This is a genomic window from Blastococcus tunisiensis (assembly GCF_900112815.1).
GTDB lineage: Bacteria > Actinomycetota > Actinomycetes > Mycobacteriales > Geodermatophilaceae > Blastococcus_B > Blastococcus_B tunisiensis.
In genome coordinates, this window is sequence record NZ_FOND01000002.1 from 296,224 (window position 1) to 320,022 (window position 23,799).

Genomic DNA, 23,799 nt, shown 5'->3' on the forward strand with positions numbered 1-23,799 from the left:
GGCGGACAGGGCCGTAGCCTGCACGACACACACGGGCCGGATACTGATCGTGTGTCCGAAGCCACTGTCGACGTCGCCGACCTCCGTTCCTCCAGCTCCGCGGGAGGGGCCGACCGGGCCGACGACGCCCCGCTCCGCGATGACATCCGCCTGCTGGGCCGCGTCCTCGGGGAGGTGATCGGCTCCCAGGCGGGGCAGGACGTGCTGGACCTGGTCGAGTCGACCCGCGTCGAGGCGTTCAAGATCCGCCGCTCCGAGATGGACCGGGCCGAGCTGGCGCAGCGGTTGGCGGAGCTGGACATCCGGTCCGCCAACCACGTGATCCGGGCGTTCAGCCACTTCTCGGTGCTGGCCAACCTGGCCGAGGACATCCACCACGAGCGCCGCCGCCGCTTCCACCGGCGCGAGGGCTCACCGCCGCAGGCCGGCAGCCTGGCCGCCTCCATGGAGCTCGTCGACGCCGCCGGCCTCAGCGCCGACGTCGTCGCCCGCGAGCTGACCGGGGCGCTCGTCTGCCCCGTGGTCACCGCGCACCCCACCGAGGTGCGGCGCAAGACCATCTCGCAGGTCCAGCGGCACATCGCCGACCTGGTCCGGGAACGCGACCGCGCCGCCGGCGGGGAGCTCGACGACGCGCGGTGGTCGGCGCAGCTGTGGCGCTCGGTGCTCACGCTCTGGCAGACGGCGCTGCTGCGGCTGTCCCGGCTGCGGCTGCAGGACGAGATCGACGAGGCGCTGCGCTACTACGACCTGTCGCTGTTCGAGGTCGTCCCCGCCATCAACGCCGAGCTGCGGCGGGCCCTGGATGCGCGCTGGCCGGACGCCGGCCTGCTGCGCCGGCCGATGCTGCTGCCCGGGTCCTGGATCGGCGGCGACCGCGACGGCAACCCGTTCGTCACCGCCGACGCCCTGCGGCGGGCCACCACGCGGCAGGCGGAGACGGCCCTGGGGCACTACCTCGACGAGCTGGACGTGCTGCGCGCGGAGCTGTCGATGTCCGACCGGCTGGTCACCCCGACCGCCGAGCTCTACCACCTCGCCGAGGCCTCGCGGGACGACTCGCCCTTCCGCGCCGACGAGCCCTACCGGCGGGCCCTGAACGGCATCTCCGCCCGGCTGGCGCACACCGCGCACGACGTGCTCGGCCGGATCCCCGGGCCGGCGCCGGCCACCCCGCTGCCGGCGTACGAGTCGCCGGACGAGCTGCGCGCCGACCTCGACGTCGTCGACACCTCGCTGCGCAGCCACGGCGCCGGGCCGCTGGCCGACGACCGGCTGCTGCGGCTGCGCGAGGCCGTCGAGGTGTTCGGCTTCCACCTGTGCGGTCTGGACATGCGGCAGAACTCCGCGGTGCACGAGGAGGTGGTCGGTGAGCTGCTGGCCTGGGCCGGGGTGTGCGAGGACTACACCGCCCTCGACGAGGCCGCCCGCGTCGACCTGCTCGCCGGCGAGCTGACCCTGCGCAGGCCGCTGGTCCGCCCGGGCGCCGAGCTGTCCGACACCGCCCGCGGGGAGCTCGACGTCCTGCTCGCGGCGGCCGACCAGGTGGCGCTGCTCGGCCCGCGGACCATCCCGAACTACGTCATCAGCATGTGCGAGTCGGTCAGCGACGTCCTGGAGGTCGCCGTCCTGCTCAAGGAGGTGGGCCTGCTCGACCCCGGCGCCGACGGGGGACCGGCGTCGTCCGTGGGCATCTCGCCGCTGTTCGAGACGATCGACGACCTGGAGGCGGCGGGGGCGACGCTCTCGGCGATGCTCGACCAGCCGCTGTACCGCTCGCTGGTCGCGGCCCGGGGCGACGCGCAGGAGGTCATGCTCGGGTACTCCGACAGCAACAAGGACGGCGGCTACCTCGCCGCCAACTGGGCGCTCTACCGGGCCGAGCTGGACCTGGTCGAGGTGGCCCGCCGGGAGGGCATCCGGCTGCGCCTCTTCCACGGCCGCGGCGGCACCGTGGGCCGCGGCGGCGGACCGAGCTACGAGGCGATCCGCGCGCAGCCGCCGGGGGCGGTCGCCGGGGCGCTGCGGATCACCGAGCAGGGCGAGGTCATCGCCGCCAAGTACGCCGACCCGGACCTGGCCCGGCGCAACCTGGAGGCCCTGGTCGCCGCGACCCTGGAGTCGACGCTCCTGGACATCGAGGGGCTCGGCGACGGCGCCGAACCGGCGTACGCGCTGCTCGACGACCTGGCCGGCCGCGCCCAGCAGGCCTACCGGGCGCTGGTGCACGAGACGCCCGGCTTCGTCGAGTGGTTCCGCGCCGCGACGCCGATCAGCGAGCTCGGCGAGCTCAACATCGGCAGCCGGCCGCCGTCGCGCAAGGCGGGCACCTCGATCGCGGACCTGCGGGCGATCCCGTGGGTGTTCAGCTGGTCGCAGGCCCGGATCATGCTGCCGGGCTGGTACGGCACCGGCTCGGCCCTGGAGAGCTGGATCGAGGAGGGCGGAGCCGGCAGCTCCGATGCCCGACTGACCCGGCTGCGCGAGCTGCACCGCACCTGGCCGTTCTTCCGCACCGTGCTGTCGAACATGGGCATGGTGCTGGCCAAGACCGACCTCGGCCTGGCCGCGCGGTACGCCGAGCTGGTGCCCGACGAGGAACTGCGCAGCCGCGTCTTCGACCAGATCACCGCCGAGCACGAGCGGACCTGCCGGATGCTGCTGGCGATCACCGGCGACGAGGAGCTGCTGGCGGACAACCCGTCGCTGGCCCGGTCGATCCGCAACCGCTTCCCCTACCTGGAGCCGCTGCACCACCTGCAGGTGGAGATGCTGCGACGCCGGCGGGCGGGCGACGACGACGAGCTGACCCGGCGGAACATCCAGCTGACCATCAACGGCATCGCGACCGCCCTGCGCAACAGCGGCTGACGAAGGAGCCCCTCCTCCTCACCGCTCGGGGGGTCGCTCCGCTCAGCTGCGGGCCGCGGCGGCCCGGACGGCGGCCAGCAGGGTCTCCCGCTCGTGCAGCGTGGTCCGGGCGCGCCCGCGGCTGGCGCCGAGGGCCGTCTCGGCGGCGTCGATGGCCCGCCAGTCGTCGAGCAGCACCGGCTCGACGCCGCGGGCGACCAGCGTGTCCACCAGGTCGTCCACGGGGCCGGCGGTCCGCAGCACGCCGTCGGCCGCGTCGGCCAGGAGGGAGGCGATGGTCTCCCGGGCGTCGTGCTTGTTGTGCCCGACGACGCCGCTGGGCCCGCGCTTGATCCAGCCCGCCGCGTACTCGCCCGGCGACACCTCCCCGTCCCGCAGGACGCGGCCGGCCTCGTTGGGCACGGTGCCCGAGCGCTCGTCCACCGGCAGCCCCGGCAGCGGGAGGCCGCGGTATCCCACCGAGCGGACGACGAGGTCGGCGGGGAGCACCTCCAGCTCGCCGGTGCCCATCGCCCGGCCGTCGCCGTCCACGGCGGTGCGCTCCACCTCCACGCCGGCCACCCGGTCGGTGCCGAGCAGCCGCACGGGCCGGCGGAAGAAGCGCAGCCGCAGCCGCACCCGGCCGCCGGTGGCGGTGTGGTCGGCCCAGCCGCGCAGCACGGCCAGGTTGCGGCTGACGTTGCGGTCGGTGGCCGCCCGCTCCTCGCTGCCCGGGTCCAGCTCGAGCTCGGCCGGGTCGACCAGCACGGTGGCGTCGGCCAGCCCGTCGAGCTCGCGCAGTTCCTGGGTGGTGAACGTCGCCTGCGCCGGGCCACGGCGGCCGAGCACGGTGACCTCCTCCACGGGGGCGGCGGCGAGGACGTCGAGCACGTGCTGCGGCATGTCGGTCGGCTCGAGCTCCTCGGGCGTGCGCGACAGCACGCGTGCCACGTCGAGGGCGACGTTCCCGACACCCACGACGACGACCGACCGCACGCCGGCCAGCGCCGCCTCCACCCGCGCCCGGTCGGCGTCGGGGTGGCCGGTGTACCAGGCGACCAGGTCGGTGGCGGCGAGGCTGCCCGGCAGGTGCTCGCCCTCGATGCCCAGCCGGCGGTCCAGCGAGGCGCCGTAGGTGTAGACGACGGCGTCGACGTGGCGGCGCAGCTCCGCCAGCGTGATGTCGCTGCCGACGTCGACGTTGCCCACGAAGCGCACCAGCGGGTGTTCCAGGCTGCGGTGCAGGGTGTCCCGGATGGCCCGCATCTTCGGGTGGTCGGGGGCGATCCCGTGCCGCACCAGGCCGAACGGCGTCGGCAGCCGGTCGATCAGGTCCACCGCCACCGGGACGGCGTCCTGGCGGGTGAGGGCGTCGGCGGCGTAGATGCCCGCCGGACCGGCGCCGACGACGGCCACGCGCAGCGGGTGCGCTCCGGACGGGGGAGCGGCCGACGGGACAGGGGCGGGTTCGTCGGCGGGCACGACTGGCATCCTGACCCCGTCCGGGCGGTCAGCACCAGAGCTGGCGCCCGATCCATCGTTCGCGGAGGCCTGCGTGTCCGTCGTCGTCGTCGCCACCATCACCCCGAAGCCCGACCAGGTCGACGCCGTGCGGGAGGCGATCACCGCCGCCGTCCCGAAGGTGCACGCCGAGCCGGGCTGCGAGCTGTACGCGCTGCACGAGGGTGATGGCTCGTTCGTCATGGTCGAGCGCTGGGAGAGCCCCGAGGCGCTGAAGGTGCACGGCCGTGCGGAGGCGCTGACCACGCTCGGCGGCGAGCTGGCCGACAAGCTGGCCGCCCCGCTGGACGTGCGGCGGCTGACCCCGGTCCCGGCCGGGGACGCCGGGAAGGGCGCGCTGTAGCGCTCAGTCGCAGGAGGTGTTGTGGTCCAGCCCGTCGCGGACGTACTGGCTGAGGACCACCTCGCCGCCGGGCAGCAGCGGGTCCTGCTCGCAGGCCTCGCGCGCCTGGTCGAGCGTCAGCGAGCCGGCCAGCCAGCTGTCCAGCCCGGCCAGCACGCTGTCGTCGTCGACCTCGCCGACGATCCGCGACCACTGGTAGCCGGTCGAGTAGACCCCGACCTCCGCGTCGCGGGAGAGCAGGTAGCCGGCCATGCCCTCGAGCGTCGCCCGGTTGCGGGCGCGCGCCTCGTCCGAGCCCTGCTGCCAGGTGTTCATCGTCTCGACGTCCAGCCACCAGGTGTAGCGGGCCGGCTGGCTGTCCAGCTGGGCCGCCCGCGCGGCGGGGACGAAGAACGACAGCACGCTGTTCTGCGCGCGCTCCCAGCCGTACTCCCAGGAGCAGGCCATCGAGTTGGTGCCGTCGCAGCTGCCGTACGGGGTCCAGCCGTCCGTGGGCCAGGTGGTGATCCGGTCGATCAGCTCGCCCGGGTTGGCGGTGTTCAGGTACAGCTGGGCGGGCGGCTGGCCGTCGACCTCGCCGGAGGAGTTCCAGGCCCAGGTCAGCTGGTCCTGCAGGCAGGGGTTGGCCCGGGTGGACAGGCCGCCGTTGACCCCGACGACGGCGAAGGCCCGGTCGCGGGGGAGCTCCGTGCCGCACTGCGGGTAGGACACGTCGTAGCCCACGGTGGTGGACGACGGGGAGCCTGCGGTGGGCGCCGCGGCCGCGGTCGCGGGCACGGCCAGGGCCGCTGTCGCCCCGAGGGCGACGACGGCGGTCCTCCACGCTGATGTCGGCATTGGCGGCGAACCTACACGCGTGGGCGATCCCGTGTCGCCGGGTCGCACTCATCCTGGGGAGCGCCGGTGACCGTCAGATCGCCTGGCACACCGGGCACCAGTAGAGGTTGCGCCCGGCCATGACCTCGGTGCGGACGGGGGTCCCGCAGATCCGGCAGGGCAGCCCCGTGCGCCGGTAGACGTAGTGCGCGTCGTCGCGCTGCACGACGCCGCTCCGGCGGGTGCGGTGCTCGGGCAGGGTGGTGACGATGCGGCCCATCCGGACCCCCGAGCGCATCAGCACGACCAGGTCGGCCCACATCCGCTGCCAGAGGTCGGCCGCCACCTCGCGCCCGGGCCGGAAGGGCGAGATCCCGTGCCGGAAGAGCAGTTCGGCCCGGTAGACGTTGCCGACGCCGGCGAGGACCGACTGGTCCATGAGCAGCGCGCCGATCGCCGTCCGGCTGCCTCCGATGCGGCGGTGGGCGACCCCGCCGTCCGCCCGGGGCCGCAGCGGGTCCGGGCCCAGGCGGGCCAGGATCGCCGCCACCTCCGGGGGAGCCAGCACCTCGCAGGCCGTCGGGCCCCGCAGGTCGGTCCACGCGCCGGCGCCGTCCGGACCCGGGGCGGTCCACCGCATGCGGAGGGCGCCCTTCGCCGGGGGCGGGTCCCCGGTGCCGCCGGTGAAGGCGCCGTACAGGCCGAGGTGCACGTGCAGGACGTCGCCGCCGAAGTCGGCGAACAGGTGCTTGCCGTAGGAGGACGCCGCCTGCAGGACCCGGCCGTCGAGCAGTGCGGCGCCGGCGGCGAAGCGCCCCTGCGGGCTGGTCACGTGCACCGGCCGCCCCGCGAAGGTCTGCTGCTGCTCGCGGGCCAGGCGGTGGAGCGTGTGCCCCTCAGGCACGGGATCCCCTCCGGGTTCCGGTCGCGGTCCCGCCGGAGCGGACCTGTTCGTAGCGGGCGAGGGCGACCTGCTGCTCGGCGGCGTGGTCGACCACCGGCTCGGGATAGCCGGGCGGGGGCCCGCCGGGTGCCAGCCACGGTTCGTGCACGAACCTGGCGGGGACGTCGCGCAGCTCCGGGACCCACCGCCGCACGTACTCGCCGTCGGGGTCGAACTGCTTGCCCTGCCGGGTGGGGTTGAACACCCGGTAGTAGGGCGAGGCGTCGGTGCCCGTCCCGGCCACCCACTGCCAGCCGTGGTTGTTGCTGGCCAGGTCGCCGTCGACCAGGTGCTGCAGGAAGTGCCGGGCACCCCGCCGCCAGTCCTGGTGCAGGTCCTTGACGAGGAACGAGGCCACGATCATCCGCACCCGGTTGTGCACCCAGGCCTCGCCGAGGAGCTGGCGCATGCCGGCGTCGACGATCGGGTAGCCGGTGCGGCCCTGCGCCCAGGCGGTCCACAGCTCCTCGGTCCCCGGGCCGCTGTCGTACTCGATGGCGCCGGCCCGGGCATCGAGCGGCTCGCGCGCCGACTCCGGGCGGTGCCACAGCACATCGGCGTAGAACTCCCGCCAGGCCAGCTCGTCGGCGAACCGGCGCACCGCCTCGGCGGTCCGGTCGTCGTCGGGGAGGGCGGCCAGCAGCGTCCGCGGGTGCACGCAGCCGTACTTGAGGTAGGCCGACAGGCGGCTGGTGCCGTCGGTGGCGGGGCGGTCCCGGGTGTCGGGGTAGCCGGGCAGCAGCTCCTCCCGGAACCGGTCCCAGGCCGCCAGCGCGGCGCTCTCCCCGGCCGCCGGGAGCCGGGTCGCGCCCAGGTCCTGGGCGGGCGGCAGGTCCTCGGACGCGACGTCGCGCAGCCAGCGCACCGTCTCCGGCCGCGGTGCCGGAGCCCGCCAGCCGTGCGCGCGCCAGGCCCGGGCGAAGGGCGAGAACACCTTGAACGGGGTGCCGTCGCCCTTGGTCACCCGGCCCGGCGTCACCGCGTACGGGGAGCCGGTGCGGAGGAGGGGGACGTCGCCCAGCGCCGCCTCGACCGCGGCGTCGCGCCGCCGGCCGTAGGGGCCGGTGTCCGCCGAGACGTGCACCGAGGTCGCGCCGACCTCCCGTACCAGGGCCGGCAGGACGGTGGCCGGTTCGCCGGAGCGGAGCACCAGCGCACCCCCGAGCGACTGCTGCAGGTCGGCCAGGCAGTCGCGGAGGAACTGCCGGCGCGGCCCACCCGCCGGCCGCCAGAGCCGGGGGTCGAGGACGAACACCGGCAGCACGTCCCCGCCGGGGCCGGCGTCGTCCAGGGCGGCGAGCAGTGCCGGGTGGTCACCGAGGCGGAGGTCGCGGCGGAACCACAGCAACGACGTCGGCACCTGCGGAGCGTAGGCAGCGGCCGGCGCGACCGCAGGTCAGCGGTCGGCGGTCTCCAGGCCGAAGTGCGGCCGGTCGTCGGCCGCGACGAGGTCCACCAGCTCGGGATGCTGCTGGATGTAGTGCCGGATGAAGGAGCAGTAGGGCAGCACGGTGAGCCCGCGCTCGCGGGCGGCGTCGAGGACCCCGGCCACCAGCGTGGTGCCGATGCCGCGGCCCCCGACACCCGGATCGACCTCGGTGTGCGGAAGGGTCATCGTGCTGCCGTCGACGTGATAGCTGGCCAGGCCGACGACGCGGTCGTCGAGCCGGATCTCGAAGCGTCCCCGCTCGGGGACGTCCACCACCTGCATGTCCATCGTGCTCGTCCTTCCGTCTTCCCCCCGGCGCCGTTGCCGGAACCTGACGTCTACCCGGACGGTAGTCCCGAGACGCGCCAGTTCGTCTCACCGGTGGTGACGAGTCGGGTGTGCCGCGTGTTCCAGGGGGACCGGCTAGCCTCTCCGCATCGGCGCGGCGGTTCCACCCCGTCACGCCGCCGCCCCCGTAGCTCAGGGGATAGAGCATCGGTTTCCTAAACCGTGTGCCGCAGGTTCGAATCCTGCCGGGGGCACCCACAGAAGAACAGCTGGACCGGTGCGTGGCGGGTGGGCGGTGGGTCTCGCCACGCGCGGGGTCCACGACCACACCGGTGCTGCGCCTTCGTGGCGCGCTGCCAGGCGGCCCGAGTCGCCCGACCGGGTGACCGTGCGGGCGCGCATGATCACGATCGCCCAGGATGCTCGCGATGAACGCGTGGTTGTTGCGTGCGGCCTGGTGGAAGCTCTCGATCGTGGTGGGGCTGCTCCTGGCCCCCTTCTTCGTGCTCCTCTTCCGGCTGATCGGCGACCGCAGTTGGACGGCGGCCGTCGTCCTCGCAGTCGGTGTGACGGTGATCTGCGCCCCAGGGCTCGGCTACCTGACCGCGAACGAGGTCCGCGACTCGATGGCGGCTGCCGAGGAGGTGCCCGAGCACGAACGCGCCCTGGTCGAGCGGGCGGCCCGCCGAGGCCCGGTGCCCGATGACGAAGGTCAGCGGGAAGCCGCTCTGCACCTCGTGGAGGATCGCCTGCTCGCGCTCCGGGCGACGCGGACTCGCGCTCTGACGTTCTCCGCCGTCCTCGTGCTCGTCACCGGCTTCTTCGCCGTCGCGCAGTCCGCATGGTGGTGGATCGCGGTCGCAGCGACCCTGGCGCTGGTGGCCCTCGTGCTCACCACGCCCGTGCGCCTGGAGCGACGGGTCGAACTCCTCCGCCGCGACGGCGGCTGAGTCCGGAGCCGTCGGCGACGTCGGCGGGACGCCACCCTGCCGGGCGCTCCCGGTCGGGGACCGCGCCGTCGTTGACCCCGGAACCTGGATATGAAACTCTCGCGCGCCGGATCCGGCCCGGGAAGGAAGCCCTTGTCAGCACAGCGACGGCGTCGCGGCCGCAGCGCGGTCGGTGCGATCCTGGCCGGCGTCGCCGTCCTGACCGGTACGGCCGGCTGCGGATTCCTCGACGACCTGGCCACGACCGAGGCGGAGGATCGGCCCGATGAGGCGTCGCCCGACTCCGGCGCCGTCCCCGTGGTCGTCGCTCCGGACCCCGACCTCCCGGTCGTCGTCGCCGAGGGCGACCTGCACACCGCCGGGGGTGGTCCCCTCGGGCACCTGGTCGTCACCCAGGGCCCGGTGCGCACCGGGCTCGTCCCGCCCGTGCCCGGGTTCTCCAGCACCTGCCCGGTGGAAGGGCCGTCGCTGCAGTACGTGGCGCTGGACTTCACCTACACCTCGACGAGCGATAGTGCCGCGCCCCTCGGCGGGCTGGCTGCCCACGTGTCGGTGAGCGCCGGACCCGGCACGCCGCCCGACATCGGGGACGTCGGGGTCTTCGCGGACTCCGGAGGCGATCCGGGGCCCTACTGTGCCGACTACCCGCCGCTGCCGACGACGGACACGTTCTGGAACCAGATGGGCGCCGACTCCGTGACCGTCTTCGTCGTCCTCGACCGGGCCGTCGGTCCCGGGTCGCCGGATGGCCGCAGCGACGCCTTCCCCACCGTGCAGCTGAGGATCTCGGAGCTGCGCTGGTTCACCGACCCCGCGTCGGTCCGCCGACTCTCCGCCGGAGAGATGTCGGCGGGGGCCGCCTGCTCGGACGACCCGGCCGCCTTCTGCGCGCAGCTGGGCTGACCAGGAGCCGGGCGAGCTCCGCTGATCGTCGGTCAGCCGCGGAGTGCTGCACGCGCGGCCCGGATGAGCGCGTCGGCGACCCGGCCGAGCGGGTCGGACTCGAGCCGCCACTGCTGCCAGTGGAGGGCGACGTCGACGGCACCGGCCGGGTCGAAGGACGTGACCGTGCGCTTCCCGTCCGCGAGCTGCAGCTCCGGGAGCATGCCCCAGCCGAACCCGAGCTCCACGGCGGTCAGGAAGTCCGCCGACGAGGGGACGTAGTGGACCGGCACGTCCACCGTCGAGGTCAGGTGCCGGCGCAGGTAGGTGTGCTGGAGGTCGTCGCGGCGGTCGAAGACGACCACCGGCGCCCGGCGCAGGGCCTCGTCGTCGGGACCGTCCGGCAGCCAGCGGTCGGCGAACGCGGGGGTGGCGCAGGGCAGGTAGCGCATCGCGCCGAGCGGTGTCACGCGGCAGCCGGCCACCGGTTCGGCGTCGGAGGTGACCGCGCCCATGACGGTGCCGGCGCGCAGCAGGGCGCTGGTGTGGCTCTGGTCGGAGCTGTGCAGGTCGAGCCGGAGCCGGCCGGCCAGCGGAGCGAGCGCCGGCAGGGCCCAGGTGGCCAGCGAGTCGGCGTTGAGGGCGATCGGCACGGTGGGCGCGGCGGCGCGGTCGTCCGGGTCGAGGGTCCGGCTGGTGTCGGCCACCAGGAGGCCCACCTGGCGGGCCAGCCGCAGCACCGGCTCGCCCGCGGGCGTGACGGTCGACGGCTTCCCCCGCTGCACCAGCACCCGGCCGGTGGCCGCCTCCAGTGCGCGGAGGCGCTGGGAGACCGCCGACGGCGTGACGTGCAGCCGCCGGGCGGCGGCCTCGAGGGTGCCCTCGTCGATCACCGCGACCAGCGTCCGCAGCTGGGCCAGATCCACGTCCATGAACAGCGACTCTAATCGTGCGTAAGAAACATGAGCTGGACTGTCGACACAGCCGCTCCTAGCGTCGGTCCCCGTGACGACGGGAGTGCTGGCCGCACTGGCAGGGCTGGGGATGGGCCTCTCGCTCATCGTGGCGATCGGGGCGCAGAACGCGTTCGTCCTCCGGCAGGGCCTGCGCCTGGAGCACGTGACCGTGGTCGTCGCGGTGTGCGCGGTGTCCGACGCGGTGCTCATCCTGGCCGGGGTCGCGGGCCACTCCTGGCTCGGTGAGCGGCTGCCGGGCGCGATCACCGTCATCCGCCTGGGCGGTGCCGCCTTCCTGCTGGGCTACGCCGTGCTCGCCGCGCGCCGGGCGCTGCGTCCGTCGGCCATCGCCGTCGACCCGGCGGGCACCCGCAACGGCCTGCTGGCCACCGTCGTCACCTGCCTGGCCCTGACGTGGCTCAACCCGCACGTGTATCTGGACACCGTGCTCCTGCTGGGCTCGGTGGCCGACAGCCGCGGCATCGGCCGGTGGTGGTTCGCCGCCGGTGCCGCCGTCGGCAGCGTGCTCTGGTTCACCGCCCTCGGCTACGGCGCCCGGCTGCTCCGGCCGCTGTTCGCCCGTCCGGCGGCCTGGCGGGTGCTGGACGCCGGCATCGCCGTGGTCATGGCCCTCCTCGGGCTGGGGCTCCTGGCCGCCGCGCTCTGACGCCGAACCCTCTGGTTCCCCGCCCGCCGTCGGCGTAGCGTCCGGCAGCACTGTGCACTGGATCACGGTCGAGGTGTTCGACGGCGCGACGCCCGCCGCCGGATGGGCCCGCGTGTGGCACGACCGGCTCATCGAGGCGGCGCTGACCGGTGCCGCCGTCTTCTGGGACGAGCACGAGCACCGGTGGGGCGTCGTCCTGGAGTTCACCTTCGACGACGAACGCCGGCGCGACGCCTTCCGCCAGGCCCCCGTGCTCCTCGCCGCCCTCGACGCGGCCCCCGACCCGGTCAACGGGGTGCTGGTCTACCCGCACCGCGGGGGTGGGTCCGGCAGCCGCCAGCCACGGCGCCCACGACCCGTGCTCGGCAGCGGTGCCGCGGAGCTGCCGGTGCCCACGAGCGACGAGGCCGTGCTGCCCTGCACGGCGTGGCCGGTGGGCCGGCCGACGCCCTGATCCCGCCCGGGCCAACTACCGTCGGTGCATGGTCCTGGTGGTCCTCGAGCTGGTGGTGATCCTCGCCCTGCTCGCCGCGCTCGCGTGGGTCCTCAGGAACAGCTGGCGGGAGGGCGACCCCGCGGCGCTGCCCGCCCGGCAACGGGCCGAGCTCGCGGCCGCGATCGAGCAGGCCAGGTGGGTGCCCGCCCACGACGAGGTGGACGGCGTCACGCGGGTGATGGTGCGGCGGGCCTACGTCGCGCTGGACGGCCGGCCGGAGGTGCTCGACGAGCGTGTCCTGGAGACCTTCCCCGCCCAGGACCCCGCGTGGGAGGCCCGGTTCACCGAGGCGATGTCCGCGGCCCGCTTCCGATGCACCTACCTGAACGCCGAGGAGGCGGGGTGACCGGTCCGCGGCACCGGGCACCGCGGACGGCAGGATGGGGTGCATGAGCCAGGTCGTCGCCACCGCCGAACGAGTCGTCCGAGCGCCTGCCGAGCAGGTGCGTGCCGCCCTCGCCGACTACGAGGGCGCCCGCCGCCGCGCCCTGCCCGAGCAGTTCAGCGACTACCGGGTCGAGGCCGGTGGGCAGGGGGCCGGCAGCCGCGTGCACTGGCGGTTCGCGGCCACGTCCAAGCGGGTGCGCGACCAGCTCGTCGCGGTCACCGAGCCCACCGCGGACTCCCTCGTCGAGTCCGACGAGAACTCCTCGATGGTCACCACCTGGACGGTGCTGCCCGCGGACGCCGGCGTCGCCACGGTCCGGGTCCGGACCACCTGGAACGGCGCGGGCGGCATCGGCGGCTTCTTCGAGCGCACCTTCGCCCCGAAGGGCCTGCGCCGGGTGTACGACGAGATGCTCGGGCGGCTCGAGGCGGAACTCACCGGCAGCTGAGCGGCGGCGCGGCCGGCGATCAGCAGGGACGATGGTCGGCGTGACCGCCGCACCCATCGCCGATCCGGGCCGCGACGTCGCGCTGGACGCGCTCGCCGACCTGCTGGCCGACGGGGAGTGCGTCGTCCTCTCCGGGGCGGGGCTGTCCACCGACTCCGGCATCCCCGACTACCGGGGCGCCACCGGAACACTCCGCCGGCACACCCCCATGACCTACCAGACCTTCACCGGCGACCCCCGCGGCCGGCACCGCTACTGGGCGCGCAGCTACGTGGGCTGGCGGCAGATCCGCGCGGCCCGGCCCAACGGCGGTCACCGGGCGGTGGGCCGGCTGCAGGCCGCGGGGCTCCTCGGCGGCGTCATCACCCAGAACGTCGACGGGCTGCACCAGGCCGGCGGCGCCTCCGGCGTCGTCGAGCTGCACGGTGGCCTGGACCGCACGGTGTGCCTCACCTGCGGCGACGTGGCCTCCCGGGCCGGGCTCGACGAGCGGCTGCAGGAGGCCAATCCGCACTTCGGGCCGCGCACCGACGAGATCAACCCCGACGGTGACGCCGAGCTGCCCGACGAGGTTCTCGACGGGTTCGTCATGGTGGGCTGCGTCGTGTGCGGGGACGGGCCGCTCAAGCCCGACGTCGTCTTCTTCGGCGAGACCGTGCCGCGCGACCGGGTGGACCGGTGCTTCCAGCTCGTCGAGTCGGCGGGCAGCCTGCTGGTCCTGGGCTCCTCCCTGGCCGTGATGAGCGGCTACCGCTTCGTCCTGCGCGCCGCCAAGCTCGGCATCCCGGTGGCGATCGTCAACGTGGGGCCCACCCGGGGGGACACCAAGGCCGACGTCCGGGTCGACGCGCCGCTGGGCGTCGTCCTGCCGGCGCTGGCCGCCCGCCTGTCCTGACCGGCGCCCTGACCCGGCGCCCGGGCCCGGCCTGACCGAGACTGGCGACGATGCAGACCTTCCTGCCCGTCGCCGACTTCGCCGAGAGCGCCCGGCTGCTGGACTCCCCGCGGCTGGGCAAGCAGCGGGTGGAGACGCTGCAGATCCTGCGCGCCATCGAGCTGCCCGACTACGGCTGGGCCAGCCACCCCGCCGTCCAGATGTGGCGCGGCCGAACGCCGGCGCTGGTCGCCTACGGCCTGGCGATGGCGCGGATCTGGCGGGAACGCGGTTTCGCCGACACCACCGCGGCGCAGATCGGTGAGTTCGCACCCGCGGTCGTCGGTCTGCCGCAGGAGGAGCTCGCCGCGGCCGGGCTGCTGCCCTCCTGGCTCGGGGACGAGCAGTTGCACCGGTCCCACCGGTCGAACCTGATCGCCAAGGATCCCGGCTTCTACCGGACGCGGTTCGCCGAGCTGTTCGGTCCCGAGCCCGACGACCTGCCCTACGTCTGGCCGGGACCGGACGACGTCCCGCCCGCGGCACCGCCGGAGGGGATCCCCGTCTGGGTGGTCCGTCCGCGCGCCCACAACGAGCTCGGCGCCTGCCTGGCGGCGGGCGTGGTCGGTCTCGGCACGCAGTCGGGCATCGACGTCGACGCCACCGGGCTGGGCCCGGTCGAGCTGCGCGCGCTGGCCAGGGAGCTGTCGGGACGGCGTCCGGCGAAGGACCTGCGCCAGCTCTCGGCGTTCCTCGACGAGCTGGTGCCCGGGCAGCGGGTGGCGCTGCCGGTCGAGCACGGCGCCGGCCTGCTGCTCGGCGAGGTCGTCGGGGACTACCTGTTCCAGGGCCGCGAGCTGCTGCCGCACCGGCGCCCGGCCCGCTGGGAGCGGGTCGTGCCCCGCTCGGCGGTCCGCCCTCCGGCGACCCTGCAGGACCCGCGGGCGCTGTTCCGCGTCACCCTGGACCCGGCGGCGCTGCCGGGCTGACCCCGCCCAGCGCCGCGGCGAGCCGGTCCGCGGCGGCACCGGCCGCCTCGGGGTGGGCGCTGGCGTGCACCACCGACCAGGCGGCCGCGTGCAGCCGGCGCAGCTCGACCCACGGGGCGAGCTCGGCGTCGGTCGGGGCGCCCGGCAGCGCGTCGAGGGCCGCGCGTCCGTCCAGGCGTCCCGTCGTCCGGAGGCAGGCGAGGTCCCAGGCGAGCGGGCCGCTGCAGGTGTCCTCCAGGTCGGTCCAGCGCCAGCCGTCGGGCGTGGCCAGCAGATTGCCGGGGTGGGCGTCGCCGTGCAGCCGGCGCAGCTCGCCGTGCAGGCGGGGGCGCACCCGCTCGAGCCGCCCGGCGAGCGCGTCGAGGTCCGCGTCGCTCACCCCCCACGCCCCGGCGCGGGCGCAGAAGGCCTCCAGGTCGCGCAGCGGGGTGTCCAGGGGGAGGCCGGTGGCGGGCTGCCGGGCGAGGTGCTCGTGCAGGTCGGCGAAGGCGGCGGCCGTCTCCGCCGGGCCCGGCCGCCGCGGCAGCACGGTCACGTGCGTCCAGAACGAGAGCACGGTGCGGCCGCGCCGGTGCGGGCCCGGGGGCAGGACGTCGCTCGGGGCGAGCACCGGCGCGCCGGCCGCCGCGAGCTCCCCGGCCAGCGACACCTCGCGGCCGAACGGGGTCAGCCCGTCGTCGCGCAGCAGCCGGGTCAGCGTCGCGACCCGGGCGACCACCGGTGCCGGCCGCAGGTGGAGGACGACGTTGATGCCGTCCTGGAGCACCTGCGGATCGGTGCGCAGGCCGTGCTCGGCGGCCACGCCCCGCGCGACGGCGACCGCCTCGGCGAGCCGGGCCTCGCTCACGCCCCGGGCAGCGGCACGTTCTGCAGACGCACCTGCCCGCGGGCGACGAGCTTGCCGTCGTCGGCGCGGGTGAGCACCACCTGCCAGAGCTGAAGGGTCCGGCCCTGCTGCACCGGCTCGGCGGCCACCTCCAGCCGCCCCGATGTCATGGGGCGCACGAAGTCGGTGTTGTTGTTCACGCCGACCGCGAACTGGCCACGGTCCCGGACCGCCAGGCTCGCGCCGATGGAGGCGGCCGACTCGACGACCGAGCAGTACACGCCGCCGTGCACGACGCCCCACGGGGTGTGCTGGTCGGGTCCGAGCTCGACGGAGCCGGTGACCCGGGAGCCGTCGGCGTCGGCCACCTCGAACCTCATCGCCGCCACGAAGGCGCTGGTGGCCGTGAGGTCGACGGCCGGGACCTCGCTCACGCGTCCCAGACCAGGCAGAAGGGGTGCCCGACCGGGTCGGCGTACACCCGGAAGTCGCCGCCGCCGCCGGGGAGCCGCCGGGCGCCCAGGGCGAGCACCTGCGGCTCGGCCGCGTCGACGTCGGCCACCCGGATGTCGAGGTGGAACTGCTGGGGGCGCTCGGGGTCCGGCCAGTCGGGCGGCCGGAGGTCCGGCGCCTGCTGGAAGGCGATCCGGTAACCGGCGCCGGTGACGACGACCCAGTCGTCGCCGGGGGAGCCCTGCACCTCCATGCCGAGCAGCTGGGCGTAGAAGCCGGCGAGCGCGTGCGCGTCCGGCGCATCGATGACGACGGAGTGGAGCTGACCGATCATGGCCTCATCCTGGCGGGACGGGGCGATGCGCGACAGCCGGAACCCGGCCGCGGTGCACGGCGTTCCGGACAGCCCCTGCTGCGGCGGCCCGGCGGCGTGACGGAGGATCGGGGCGTGGCCCTCCCTCCTGCGCCCCGCCTCGGTTCCCTCGAGTGGCTGCCCGCCGCCGAGTACCGCGACCTGCTCGCCGCGCCGGTCGCCGGTGCGCTCCCGTCGCTGGGCGCCCCGGCGTGGGTGGCCGAGATCGACGACGACCTGGCCGACACGGCGGCGTTCAGCGAGGCCTACGGCGTGCCCCTGGCGGCGTCGGCCAACTGCGTGGTCGTCGCGGCCCGCCGGGCCGGGCAGACGACGCTCGCCGCCTGTCTCGTCCTCGCCACCACCCGCGCCGACGTCAACGGGCTGGTGCGCCGCCACCTCGACGCCCGCAAGGCCTCGTTCGCGCCGCAGGACGTCGCGGTCGCCGAGTCCGGGATGGCGTTCGGCGGCATCACCCCGCTGGGGCTGCCCGACGGCTGGCCGGTGCTGGTCGACGAGGCCGTGGCGGCGGCCGACCTGGTGGTGATCGGATCCGGGATCCGCGGCAGCAAGCTGGCCGTCCCCGGAGCCGCGCTGGCCGCGCTGCCGGCCGCCCGGGTGCTGGCGGGCCTGGGCCGGCCGATCGCCGCGGAACCGGCGCCTCCTGCCGCTGCCCCGGCCCGCCCGCTGCGGGCGCCGGACGACAGCGACGTCGGCTGGGGGGACCGGCCCGCCGACCCCTCCGACGCCGACCGTCGCTACCTGGAGGACCGCCCCCCGCACTGGGGCAGTGACTGAGGGGCTACAGCTGCCCGGGCAGGCTGGTGGTTCCCGGGCCCGACGGGTCCTGGCCGGCGCCCATGCCCTGCTGACGGCGCAGCAGGTCACGGATCTCGACCAGCAGCTCCACCTGCGTCGGCTCGGTCGGGCCGGCCTCCTCGCCGCGCTTGCGCCGTTCGATGATCCTCCGCATCGGCACCACCACGACGAAGTAGACGACCGCCGCCGTCAGCACGAAGGTGATGACCTGGTTGACGAACGCGCCCCAGGTGAATGCCTGCCCGTCGACGGTGACCGTGCCCCCGTCGACGCCCCCGCCGCCGAGCAGCCCGATCAGCGGCTGGAGGAACGACTCGGTGAACGAGGCGACCAGCAGCGTGAACGCCGTCCCGATCACCACCGCCACGGCGAGGTCGACGATGTTCCCGCGCAGCAGGAAGTCCTTGAATCCCTTGAGCATGGGCTCATCCAGGCACAGCGGGGACCCGGGCACCAGAGCGGCCCGGCGTGTCACGGTGGCGGCAGGCTGATCGTGAGGGTGGCCGCCGTCGCCATCGCGGCGAGCCGGGCGGCGGTCGGTCCGTCCACGGCCAGGAGGAGCAGCCCGGCGGCGGTGTCCTGACCGTCGGCGCCGTCGCCCGGGGTGGCCAGGACGAGCGCCGCGGCGGCGATCACCTCGGCGGTGCCCGAGTCCGGTGCGGTGGCGAGGACGTCCACCCGGTCCCCGGTGTTCACCAACGCGGCCACGGCGAGGTCGGCCAGCCGCACCGGCGCCGCGACCTGCCCCTCGGGCAGCAGCGCCGTGAGCCCCCGACCCACGAGCCGGACGTCGGTCACCGGCTCGCCGGCACGGACAGCTCCGGCCAGCACCCGGCCGACCAGCTCCGCCGGGTCGGCGGTTCCGCCGGCCGGACGCAGCTCCGGGGGGAACCGCGCGGCGGCCAGGTCGGCGGCGACGAGGACCGCGCCCGCCGGGAGGTCGGCCGCCGCCACCGCCACCGGCAGCTCGGCGCGCACCTGCGGTGCGGCGGGCGACGGGTCGGGGCGCACCGCCAGGACCAGCGCCAGCACGACGAGCATCCCGGCGCCCGTCCGGCGGGCGGTGTGCACCGGGAAGCGGGGACGGGGGATGCGGGTCACCGGCCCAGCCTGGCGCCGGAGCGCGCCGACGGACCCCGGCAGGCCCGGGTTGTGGATCCGGTCGTCGGCTGTGGACGACCGGCCGCGTCAGCCGGCGGAGGTCGCCGTGCTGGAGGAGCTGCTCGCCGACGTGCTCGCGGCCGGGGCGGAAGAAGAGCTCTCCTTCGACGACGACGACGACTTCTCCTTCGACGACGAGCTCTCCTTCGACGAGGACGAGCCGTTCGAGGAGGAGCCCTCCGACGACGAGGCAGCCTTGCGGCTGTCGTTCCGGTAGAAGCCCGAGCCCTTGAAGACCACGCCGACCGAGCCGTACACCTTGCGCACCGCGGCGCCGCACTGCGGGCACTCGCTCACGGGGGCGTCGGTGAAGGACTGCACGACCTCGAACTCGTGCTTGCCCTCGGGGTTGGTGCAGGCGTACTGGTACGTGGGCACGGCGATGGCTCCCTGGCGCAACGATGGGTTCGACCGGCTGGCACTCGCACCCGGTGACTGCCAATGATGCGCCATCGCGGTACCGGGCGTCCACGGACGTCGCCCGGTGTGAGCAATCCGGCGGTAGGGTCCGCGGCGCTCGGGCGCCGTGCGCCGCGACGTCGAGCGGTGGCGCGCCGGCCACGCCCCGGAGGAGGAGGTTCGGACGTGATCGACGACGTCGTCGCCCGGTGGCACCGGTACATGCGGGGCGACCTCCCGGGCGGCCTCGCGGACCTGCTCGCCGACGAGGTCGTCTTCTACTCGCCGGTGGTCTACACGCCGCAGCGCGGCAAGGAGATCACCACGCGCTACCTCGAGGCCGCCGCCGCCTCGCTGGCCGGGGACACCGGGGGCGGGGACGGCGCCTTCCGGTACACGAAGCAGGTCCTCGCCGGCGACACCGCGGTGCTCGAGTTCGAGACGAGCGTGCACGGGAAGTACGTCAACGGCGTGGACGTCATCCGCTGCGACGACGACGGCCGGATCGTCGAGTTCCGGGTGATGATGCGCCCGCTGCAGGCGATCCAGGCCGTGCACGAGGAGATGGGCCGGCGGCTGACCGCGGGAACCTGACCGCCTCTGCAGGCAGTACGGTCTCGCCCGTGGCGGACGGGTGGCTCGACGACGAGCAGCAGCTGGCCTGGCGGGCCTGGCTCACCGTGTCCGAGCTCGTGCCGCGCGCGCTCGACGCCCAGCTGCAGCGGGACGCCGGCCTCAGCCACGCCGCCTACGTGGTGCTCGCGATGCTGTCGGAGTCGCCCACCCGCAGCCGGCGGATGAGCGATCTCGCCCGGCGCGCCAACCAGTCGCAGAGCCGGCTCTCGCACACCGTCGCCCGCCTCGAGGACCGCGGATGGGTCCGCCGCGAACGCGCCGCCGACGACGGCCGGGGAAACCTCGCCGTGCTCACCGACGCGGGGTACGACGTCGTCCTCGCCGTCGCGCCGGGGCACGTGCAGGCCGTCCGCGAGGCGGTTTTCGCCCCGCTCACCGCCGAGCAGACCCGTGCGCTCGGGGACGCCCTGGAGGCCATCGCCGCGCAGGTCGACCCCGACCGCAGTCTGCGGGTGCGGCACGGCGCCGACCTCGCCGACTGAGCCGACCTCCTCAGGCCAGGTGGCGCAGGAACGCCTGCGGACCGTCGAGGAACTGCCGCCAGCTCGCGACCAGCTCCAGCGCGGACCACTCCGCCTCGCGCAGCCCCCAGTCCCCGACCTCGAGGATCCGCGCCCCCGGCAGCGCCGCCAGGACGGGGGAGTGGGTGGCGATGACCACCTGGGCGCCGCGCTCCACCAGGCCGCCGAGCTGGACCAGGAGCGACAGGGTGCCGGTGAACGACAGCGCGGCGTCGGGCTCGTCCAGCAGGAAGAAGCCCCCCGAGTTCAGCCGGCTCCCCACGATCGCGAGCAGCCCCTCGCCGTGCGACATCTCGTGGAACAGGGGATCGGCCCCGCCGGTGGACTCGAGGTAGCTGTACAGGCCGTGCAGGGTCTCGTCGCGCAGGAAATACGCCCAGCGGTCGGCGCCCGGAGACCGCTCGACGATCAGGTCGAGCGACCCCGGCTCGCTGGGCCGGGTGACCAGCCGGGTGTTCCGGGAGCCGCCCTCGGCGTTGATGCCCAGGGCCGCGGCGAGCACCTCGAGGACGGTGGACTTCCCCGAACCGTTCTCGCCGACCAGGACGGTGGCCCCCGGCGGCACGTCCAGCCCGTCGCGCAGGATCTGGGCGATGGCGGGAACCGTCACGGGCCAGGTACCGGACGGCGGCCGCGGTGCGCCGGGATCGGGTCGGAACCTGCGCACGGGTTGTCTGTCCACGGCGGCATCCTGGCCGACCGGTCCGACGGTCCTCCCTCGCCGTCCGACGTCGTCTCGCCGTCCGGCCTGCCCGCTCGCGACAGGACGTCGTCCCGGCCCGGCGTCGTCCGTCGCGGTTCGACGTCCCCTCGTGTCGGGTCCCCGTCCCCGTCCCCGTCCCCGTCCCCGTCCCCGTCCCCGTCCCCGTCCCCGTCCGACGGTCCTCCCTCGCCGTACGGCGTCCTCCCTCACCGCCCACCGTGGGGGAGGACGCGCCACGATCAGGTGAGCTGATCGTGGCCGGGGTGGCCGGGGTGGCCGGGGTGGCCGGGGTGGCCGGGGCGTGGCCGGGCGGGGGCGGGGGTCAGCGGCCGAGGTGGCGGTAGCGGTGCAGCCGGCTGCGGAAGCGCTCGGTGTCGTCCCGCCCCAGCAGCCCGGCCAGCTCCTCGCCGAGCACCCGCCCGAGACGCAGGCAGAACTCGGTCGGCTCGTCGGCGGCGTCCGGCCACTCGGGCACCACCCGGTCGACGATGCCGGCCCGCCAGAGGTCGGTGGCCCGCACGCCCTGGGAGGCGGCCATCTCGTCGGCGCGGTCGACGGTCCGGTGCACGATCGCCGAGGCGCCCTCCGGCGGCAGCGGGCCCAGCCAGCCGTTCGCGGCGGCCAGCACCCGGTCGGCCGGCACGAGCGCCAGCGCGCCACCACCGGTGCCCTGCCCGAGCAGCACCGCGAGCGTGGGGGCCTTGAGGATCACCAGGTCGTGCAGGCAGCGGGCGATCTCGCCGGCCAGCCCGCCCTCCTCGGCCTCGCGCGACAGGGCGGCGCCGGGGGTGTCGATGAGCGTCACCAGCGGCAGCCGCAGCTCCTCGGCCAGGTGCATCCCGCGCCGGGCCTCGCGCAGCGCGGCCGGGCCGAGTGGCGCGGACATGCTCTGCCCTCGCCGGTCCTGCCCCAGCACGACGCACGGTGCGCCGCCGAAGCGGGCCAGGGCCAGCAGCAGGCCGGGGTCCTTCTCGCCGGCCCCGGTGCCGGACAGGCCGACGACGTCGGTGGCCGCCGTCCGCAGCAGCCGCCGCACGCCCGGGCGGTCCTCCCGGCGCGAGGCGGTCACCACCTCCCAGGCGGTGCGGTGGTCCTCCGGGTCGTCGGCGTCGGCGCCGTCCTCCGGTCCCGGCCGCTCGGCACCCCGGACGTCGGTGTGCCACGTCTGGCGGGCGGCGAGCACGCGCAGCGCCCGGTCGGCCAGGTCGGCGACCTCTTCGTGCGGGACGACCGCGTCGATCAGCCCGCGCTCGGCCAGGTGCTCGGCGGTCTGCACGCCCTCGGGGAACGGTTCGCCGTAGAGGGCCTGGTAGACGCGGGGCCCGAGGAAGCCGATCGAGGCGCCCGGTTCGGCGATGGTGACGTGGCCGAGGGATCCCCAGGAGGCCAGCACCCCGCCGAACGTGGGGTTGCGCAGGTAGACCAGGTAGGGCAGCCCCGCCTCCTTGTGCCGGGCGATGGCCGCGGTGATCCCGATCATCTGCAGGAACGCGACGGTGCCCTCCTGCATGCGCGTCCCGCCGGACACCGGCGCCGCCAGCAGCGGCAGCCCCTCGTCGGTGGCCCGCTCCACGGCGCTCATCAGCCGCTCGGCGGCCGCCACCCCGATCGAGCCGGCCAGGTAGCCGAACTCCCCGGCGACGACGGCGACGCGGCGGCCGCGCAGCCGGCCCTCGCCGGTGATGATCGACTCGTCCTGCCGGGACTTCTCCGCGGCGGCCCGGAGCTCCTCGGCGTACTCGGCCGACACGTCCGGGCGGACGACCGGCGAGTCCCACGACGTCCACGAGCCCGGGTCGAGCACGAGGTCCCGGAGGGACCGCGCGTCGAGCCGGGCGGGCTTCCCCGTCACGACTGCAGCCAGGCGCGGATGGCGTCGCCGTCGGCACCGAGGACGGGGGGCGCGCTGTGCTCGCGGCGGGTCGTCTCGGTCTCGCCGTCCGGCCCGGCGGCGAAGAACCGCAGCGGCGGGCCGGGCAGCTGCAGCGGGCCGAGCGTGGCGTGGTCGACGTCGACCAGCAGGCCCTGCGACAGCGTCTGGTCCCAGCCGTAGACCTCGTCGATGGTGCGCACCTTGCCGGCCGGGATGCCGGCGGCGGCGAGGCGGGCGAGCAGGTCCTCGGGCGCGATGTCGGCGAAGGCGCCCTCGAGCAGCTCGATGACCTCCTGGCGGCGGTCCACCCGCTCCCCGTTGGTGGCCAGCCCCGGCGCCTCGGCGTCGAGCCCGAACTCCGCGCACAGCTTGCGCCACAGCGACTCGCTGCCGCAGGAGAGCTGCACGCTCCCGCCCTTGCAGTGGAAGAGGCCGTACGGGGCGATCGAGGGGTGGTGGTTGCCCTGGGCGTGGCCGACCTTCCCGGCCACCGTCCACGCCGTCCCCTGGAACGCGTGCACGCCGACGATCGCGGCGAGCAGCGAGGTGCGCACCACCTGGCCCCGGCCGGTGCGCTCGCGCTCCATCAGCGCGGCGAGCACGCCGTAGGCGCCGTACATGCCGGCCAGCAGGTCGCCGATCGGGACGCCGACCCGCTGCGGGTCGTCCGGGCCGGGTCCGGTGAGCGACATGAGGCCGGCCTCGCCCTGGGCGATCTGGTCGTAGCCGGCCCGGCCGCCCTCGGGGCCGTCGTGGCCGAACCCGCTGATCGCCAGGGTCACCAGCCGCGGGTTGAGCTCGGCGAGGACGTCGGTGCCGAACCCGAGCCGGGCCAGCGTGCCCGGCCGGAAGTTCTCCATCAGCACGTCGGCGCGGCGCAGCAGCTCGGTGAGCGTCGCCTTGTCCGCGGAGTCCTTGAGGTCGAGGGTGATCGACTCCTTGTTCTTGTTGGTCGACAGGAAGTAGGTCGACTCGCGGTCGCCCCCTTCCGGCTCGACGAACGGCGGGCCCCAGCCGCGGGTGTCGTCCCCGCTGCCGGGGCTCTCCACCTTGATCACCCGGGCACCGAGGTCGCCGAGCATCATCGCCGCGTGCGGGCCGGCGAGCGCGCGGGTCAGGTCGACGACGAGCACGCCGTCGAGAGGTCCGGACACAGGAATCTCCCTCCCTCGCCCCCGCTGGCCGCGGCAGCTCCGTGCAGTCTCTCAGCGCTAAG

Annotated in this window: 28 protein-coding genes, 1 tRNA gene and 1 pseudogene; 15 read left to right on the forward strand and 15 right to left on the reverse strand. The window is 75.2% G+C overall.

Going from position 1 to position 23,799, the window contains the following annotated elements; all coding sequences use genetic code 11:
• The first annotated feature begins 51 nt into the window (after positions 1-51).
• On the forward strand, positions 52-2,871 hold the full coding sequence (gene ppc, locus BM142_RS03905; RefSeq protein ID WP_092195447.1) for a phosphoenolpyruvate carboxylase: 2,820 nt from the start codon (positions 52-54) through the stop codon (positions 2,869-2,871).
• 42 nt (positions 2,872-2,913) lie between these two features.
• Here the strand turns inward: ppc and BM142_RS03910 are convergent, their stop codons facing one another.
• The gene (locus BM142_RS03910; protein ID WP_254790518.1) at positions 2,914-4,332 is read right to left on the reverse strand and encodes an FAD-dependent oxidoreductase; all 1,419 of its coding nucleotides are present in this window, start codon (positions 4,330-4,332) and stop codon (positions 2,914-2,916) included.
• Positions 4,333-4,405: 73 nt separating this feature from the next.
• Here BM142_RS03910 and BM142_RS24810 point away from each other — a divergent pair, with 73 nt between their 5' ends.
• Positions 4,406-4,714, forward strand: coding sequence for a putative quinol monooxygenase (locus tag BM142_RS24810; protein WP_217640554.1), 309 nt, complete (start codon positions 4,406-4,408; stop codon positions 4,712-4,714).
• A gap of 3 nt (positions 4,715-4,717) precedes the next feature.
• On the opposite strand, the gene BM142_RS03920 is transcribed toward BM142_RS24810, so the two are convergent.
• The 4 genes from BM142_RS03920 to BM142_RS03935 all read right to left on the reverse strand — a co-directional run bounded on the left by BM142_RS03920 (position 4,718) and on the right by BM142_RS03935 (position 8,190).
• Positions 4,718-5,551: a glycoside hydrolase family 25 domain-containing protein gene (locus BM142_RS03920; RefSeq protein WP_092195450.1), complete on the reverse strand. Its 834-nt coding sequence runs from the start codon at positions 5,549-5,551 to the stop codon at positions 4,718-4,720.
• 73 nt (positions 5,552-5,624) lie between these two features.
• Positions 5,625-6,434, reverse strand: a complete 810-nt coding sequence (locus BM142_RS03925) for an Fpg/Nei family DNA glycosylase (RefSeq protein ID WP_092195451.1) — start codon at positions 6,432-6,434, stop codon at positions 5,625-5,627.
• The gene (locus BM142_RS03930) at positions 6,427-7,833 is read right to left on the reverse strand and encodes a cryptochrome/photolyase family protein (RefSeq protein ID WP_092195452.1); all 1,407 of its coding nucleotides are present in this window, start codon (positions 7,831-7,833) and stop codon (positions 6,427-6,429) included. The genes BM142_RS03925 and BM142_RS03930 overlap by 8 nt, the downstream gene beginning before the upstream one ends.
• A gap of 36 nt (positions 7,834-7,869) precedes the next feature.
• Positions 7,870-8,190 (reverse strand): GNAT family N-acetyltransferase, encoded by a 321-nt coding sequence (locus tag BM142_RS03935; RefSeq protein ID WP_092195453.1) that lies wholly within the window; start codon positions 8,188-8,190, stop codon positions 7,870-7,872.
• 181 nt (positions 8,191-8,371) lie between these two features.
• Between BM142_RS03935 and BM142_RS03940 the strand changes: the two genes are divergently transcribed.
• From BM142_RS03940 to BM142_RS03950, 3 genes are all read left to right on the forward strand, one after another.
• Positions 8,372-8,444: transfer RNA gene (locus BM142_RS03940), tRNA-Arg, on the forward strand.
• A gap of 165 nt (positions 8,445-8,609) precedes the next feature.
• Positions 8,610-9,140, forward strand: a complete 531-nt coding sequence (locus BM142_RS03945; protein WP_139228755.1) for a hypothetical protein — start codon at positions 8,610-8,612, stop codon at positions 9,138-9,140.
• Between the two features lie 132 nt (positions 9,141-9,272).
• Entirely contained in the window at positions 9,273-10,043 is a 771-nt protein-coding gene (locus BM142_RS03950) for a hypothetical protein (protein ID WP_092195455.1), read from the forward strand.
• 32 nt (positions 10,044-10,075) lie between these two features.
• Here BM142_RS03950 and BM142_RS03955 read toward each other — a convergent pair whose 3' ends face one another.
• A complete protein-coding gene (locus tag BM142_RS03955; protein ID WP_092195456.1) occupies positions 10,076-10,954 on the reverse strand; it encodes a LysR family transcriptional regulator ArgP in 879 nt (292 codons plus the stop codon).
• Positions 10,955-11,027: 73 nt separating this feature from the next.
• Here BM142_RS03955 and BM142_RS03960 point away from each other — a divergent pair, with 73 nt between their 5' ends.
• The 6 genes from BM142_RS03960 to BM142_RS03985 are packed head-to-tail and all read left to right on the forward strand — an operon-like array spanning position 11,028 to position 14,840.
• Entirely contained in the window at positions 11,028-11,645 is a 618-nt protein-coding gene (locus tag BM142_RS03960) for a LysE/ArgO family amino acid transporter (RefSeq protein ID WP_217640555.1), read from the forward strand.
• A 52-nt stretch (positions 11,646-11,697) separates the two neighbouring features.
• The gene (locus tag BM142_RS03965; RefSeq protein ID WP_092195457.1) at positions 11,698-12,099 is read left to right on the forward strand and encodes a hypothetical protein; all 402 of its coding nucleotides are present in this window, start codon (positions 11,698-11,700) and stop codon (positions 12,097-12,099) included.
• Positions 12,100-12,127: 28 nt separating this feature from the next.
• Entirely contained in the window at positions 12,128-12,487 is a 360-nt protein-coding gene (locus tag BM142_RS03970) for a hypothetical protein (protein ID WP_092195458.1), read from the forward strand.
• Between the two features lie 43 nt (positions 12,488-12,530).
• Positions 12,531-12,977, forward strand: a complete 447-nt coding sequence (locus BM142_RS03975) for an SRPBCC family protein (RefSeq protein WP_092195459.1) — start codon at positions 12,531-12,533, stop codon at positions 12,975-12,977.
• A 31-nt stretch (positions 12,978-13,008) separates the two neighbouring features.
• A complete protein-coding gene (locus BM142_RS03980; RefSeq protein WP_092195460.1) occupies positions 13,009-13,872 on the forward strand; it encodes an NAD-dependent protein deacetylase in 864 nt (287 codons plus the stop codon).
• Positions 13,873-13,922: 50 nt separating this feature from the next.
• Entirely contained in the window at positions 13,923-14,840 is a 918-nt protein-coding gene (locus BM142_RS03985; RefSeq protein ID WP_092195461.1) for an MSMEG_6728 family protein, read from the forward strand.
• Here the strand turns inward: BM142_RS03985 and BM142_RS03990 are convergent.
• From BM142_RS03990 to BM142_RS04000, 3 genes are read right to left on the reverse strand one after another with little or no spacing between them, the layout of a single operon-like run.
• The gene (locus tag BM142_RS03990; protein WP_092195462.1) at positions 14,809-15,687 is read right to left on the reverse strand and encodes a phosphotransferase; all 879 of its coding nucleotides are present in this window, start codon (positions 15,685-15,687) and stop codon (positions 14,809-14,811) included. The genes BM142_RS03985 and BM142_RS03990 overlap by 32 nt on opposite strands.
• The gene (locus BM142_RS03995) at positions 15,684-16,100 is read right to left on the reverse strand and encodes a PaaI family thioesterase (protein WP_254790520.1); all 417 of its coding nucleotides are present in this window, start codon (positions 16,098-16,100) and stop codon (positions 15,684-15,686) included. The genes BM142_RS03990 and BM142_RS03995 overlap by 4 nt, the downstream gene beginning before the upstream one ends.
• Entirely contained in the window at positions 16,097-16,453 is a 357-nt protein-coding gene (locus BM142_RS04000) for a VOC family protein (protein ID WP_092195463.1), read from the reverse strand. The genes BM142_RS03995 and BM142_RS04000 overlap by 4 nt, the downstream gene beginning before the upstream one ends.
• A 114-nt stretch (positions 16,454-16,567) precedes the next feature.
• Here BM142_RS04000 and BM142_RS04005 point away from each other — a divergent pair, with 114 nt between their 5' ends.
• Positions 16,568-17,269: a YbaK/EbsC family protein gene (locus tag BM142_RS04005; protein ID WP_092195464.1), complete on the forward strand. Its 702-nt coding sequence runs from the start codon at positions 16,568-16,570 to the stop codon at positions 17,267-17,269.
• Positions 17,270-17,273: 4 nt separating this feature from the next.
• Here BM142_RS04005 and mscL read toward each other — a convergent pair whose 3' ends face one another.
• Together mscL and cpaB are read right to left on the reverse strand one after the other, a co-directional pair.
• Entirely contained in the window at positions 17,274-17,711 is a 438-nt protein-coding gene (mscL, locus tag BM142_RS04010; protein WP_092195465.1) for a large conductance mechanosensitive channel protein MscL, read from the reverse strand.
• 50 nt (positions 17,712-17,761) lie between these two features.
• Complete coding sequence (gene cpaB, locus BM142_RS04015; protein ID WP_092195466.1) at positions 17,762-18,391, reverse strand: Flp pilus assembly protein CpaB; 630 nt, start codon at positions 18,389-18,391, stop codon at positions 17,762-17,764.
• A gap of 70 nt (positions 18,392-18,461) precedes the next feature.
• Between cpaB and BM142_RS25065 the strand changes: the two genes are divergently transcribed.
• Positions 18,462-18,668: a hypothetical protein gene (locus BM142_RS25065; RefSeq protein ID WP_254790536.1), complete on the forward strand. Its 207-nt coding sequence runs from the start codon at positions 18,462-18,464 to the stop codon at positions 18,666-18,668.
• A gap of 14 nt (positions 18,669-18,682) precedes the next feature.
• On the opposite strand, the pseudogene BM142_RS25070 reads toward BM142_RS25065, so the two are convergent.
• Positions 18,683-18,904, reverse strand: a pseudogene (locus tag BM142_RS25070) (FmdB family zinc ribbon protein); the annotation flags it as partial.
• A 132-nt stretch (positions 18,905-19,036) separates the two neighbouring features.
• On the opposite strand from BM142_RS25070, the gene BM142_RS04025 reads away from it, so the two are divergent.
• A complete protein-coding gene (locus tag BM142_RS04025; RefSeq protein WP_092195468.1) occupies positions 19,037-19,444 on the forward strand; it encodes a nuclear transport factor 2 family protein in 408 nt (135 codons plus the stop codon).
• A gap of 29 nt (positions 19,445-19,473) precedes the next feature.
• Positions 19,474-19,968: a MarR family winged helix-turn-helix transcriptional regulator gene (locus BM142_RS04030; protein ID WP_092195469.1), complete on the forward strand. Its 495-nt coding sequence runs from the start codon at positions 19,474-19,476 to the stop codon at positions 19,966-19,968.
• A 10-nt stretch (positions 19,969-19,978) separates the two neighbouring features.
• Here BM142_RS04030 and BM142_RS04035 read toward each other — a convergent pair whose 3' ends face one another.
• The 3 genes from BM142_RS04035 to BM142_RS04045 form a co-directional block, all read right to left on the reverse strand.
• Positions 19,979-20,617 carry an AAA family ATPase gene (locus tag BM142_RS04035; protein WP_217640556.1) on the reverse strand — a complete coding sequence of 213 codons (639 nt, stop codon included), beginning with the start codon at positions 20,615-20,617 and terminating at the stop codon, positions 19,979-19,981.
• Between the two features lie 415 nt (positions 20,618-21,032).
• Positions 21,033-22,562, reverse strand: a complete 1,530-nt coding sequence (locus BM142_RS04040; RefSeq protein ID WP_092195471.1) for a carboxyl transferase domain-containing protein — start codon at positions 22,560-22,562, stop codon at positions 21,033-21,035.
• Complete coding sequence (locus BM142_RS04045) at positions 22,559-23,737, reverse strand: CaiB/BaiF CoA transferase family protein (protein WP_092195472.1); 1,179 nt, start codon at positions 23,735-23,737, stop codon at positions 22,559-22,561. The genes BM142_RS04040 and BM142_RS04045 overlap by 4 nt, the downstream gene beginning before the upstream one ends.
• Between the last annotated feature and the right edge of the window lie 62 nt (positions 23,738-23,799).

What these genes read in the sequence shown, in the direction of transcription:
- BM142_RS03975 (WP_092195459.1), top strand. Translation starts at nt 12,531, where the DNA reads ATGAGCCAGGTCGTCGCCACCGCCGAACGAGTCGTCCGAGCGCCTGCC.
- BM142_RS03980 (WP_092195460.1), top strand. Translation starts at nt 13,009, where the DNA reads ATGGTCGGCGTGACCGCCGCACCCATCGCCGATCCGGGCCGCGACGTC.
- mscL (WP_092195465.1), bottom strand. Translation starts at nt 17,711, where the DNA reads ATGCTCAAGGGATTCAAGGACTTCCTGCTGCGCGGGAACATCGTCGAC.
- BM142_RS03920 (WP_092195450.1), bottom strand. Translation starts at nt 5,551, where the DNA reads ATGCCGACATCAGCGTGGAGGACCGCCGTCGTCGCCCTCGGGGCGACA.
- BM142_RS03955 (WP_092195456.1), bottom strand. Translation starts at nt 10,954, where the DNA reads ATGGACGTGGATCTGGCCCAGCTGCGGACGCTGGTCGCGGTGATCGAC.
- BM142_RS03935 (WP_092195453.1), bottom strand. Translation starts at nt 8,190, where the DNA reads ATGGACATGCAGGTGGTGGACGTCCCCGAGCGGGGACGCTTCGAGATC.
- BM142_RS03945 (WP_139228755.1), top strand. Translation starts at nt 8,610, where the DNA reads ATGCTCGCGATGAACGCGTGGTTGTTGCGTGCGGCCTGGTGGAAGCTC.
- BM142_RS03970 (WP_092195458.1), top strand. Translation starts at nt 12,128, where the DNA reads ATGGTCCTGGTGGTCCTCGAGCTGGTGGTGATCCTCGCCCTGCTCGCC.
- BM142_RS03985 (WP_092195461.1), top strand. Translation starts at nt 13,923, where the DNA reads ATGCAGACCTTCCTGCCCGTCGCCGACTTCGCCGAGAGCGCCCGGCTG.
- BM142_RS04000 (WP_092195463.1), bottom strand. Translation starts at nt 16,453, where the DNA reads ATGATCGGTCAGCTCCACTCCGTCGTCATCGATGCGCCGGACGCGCAC.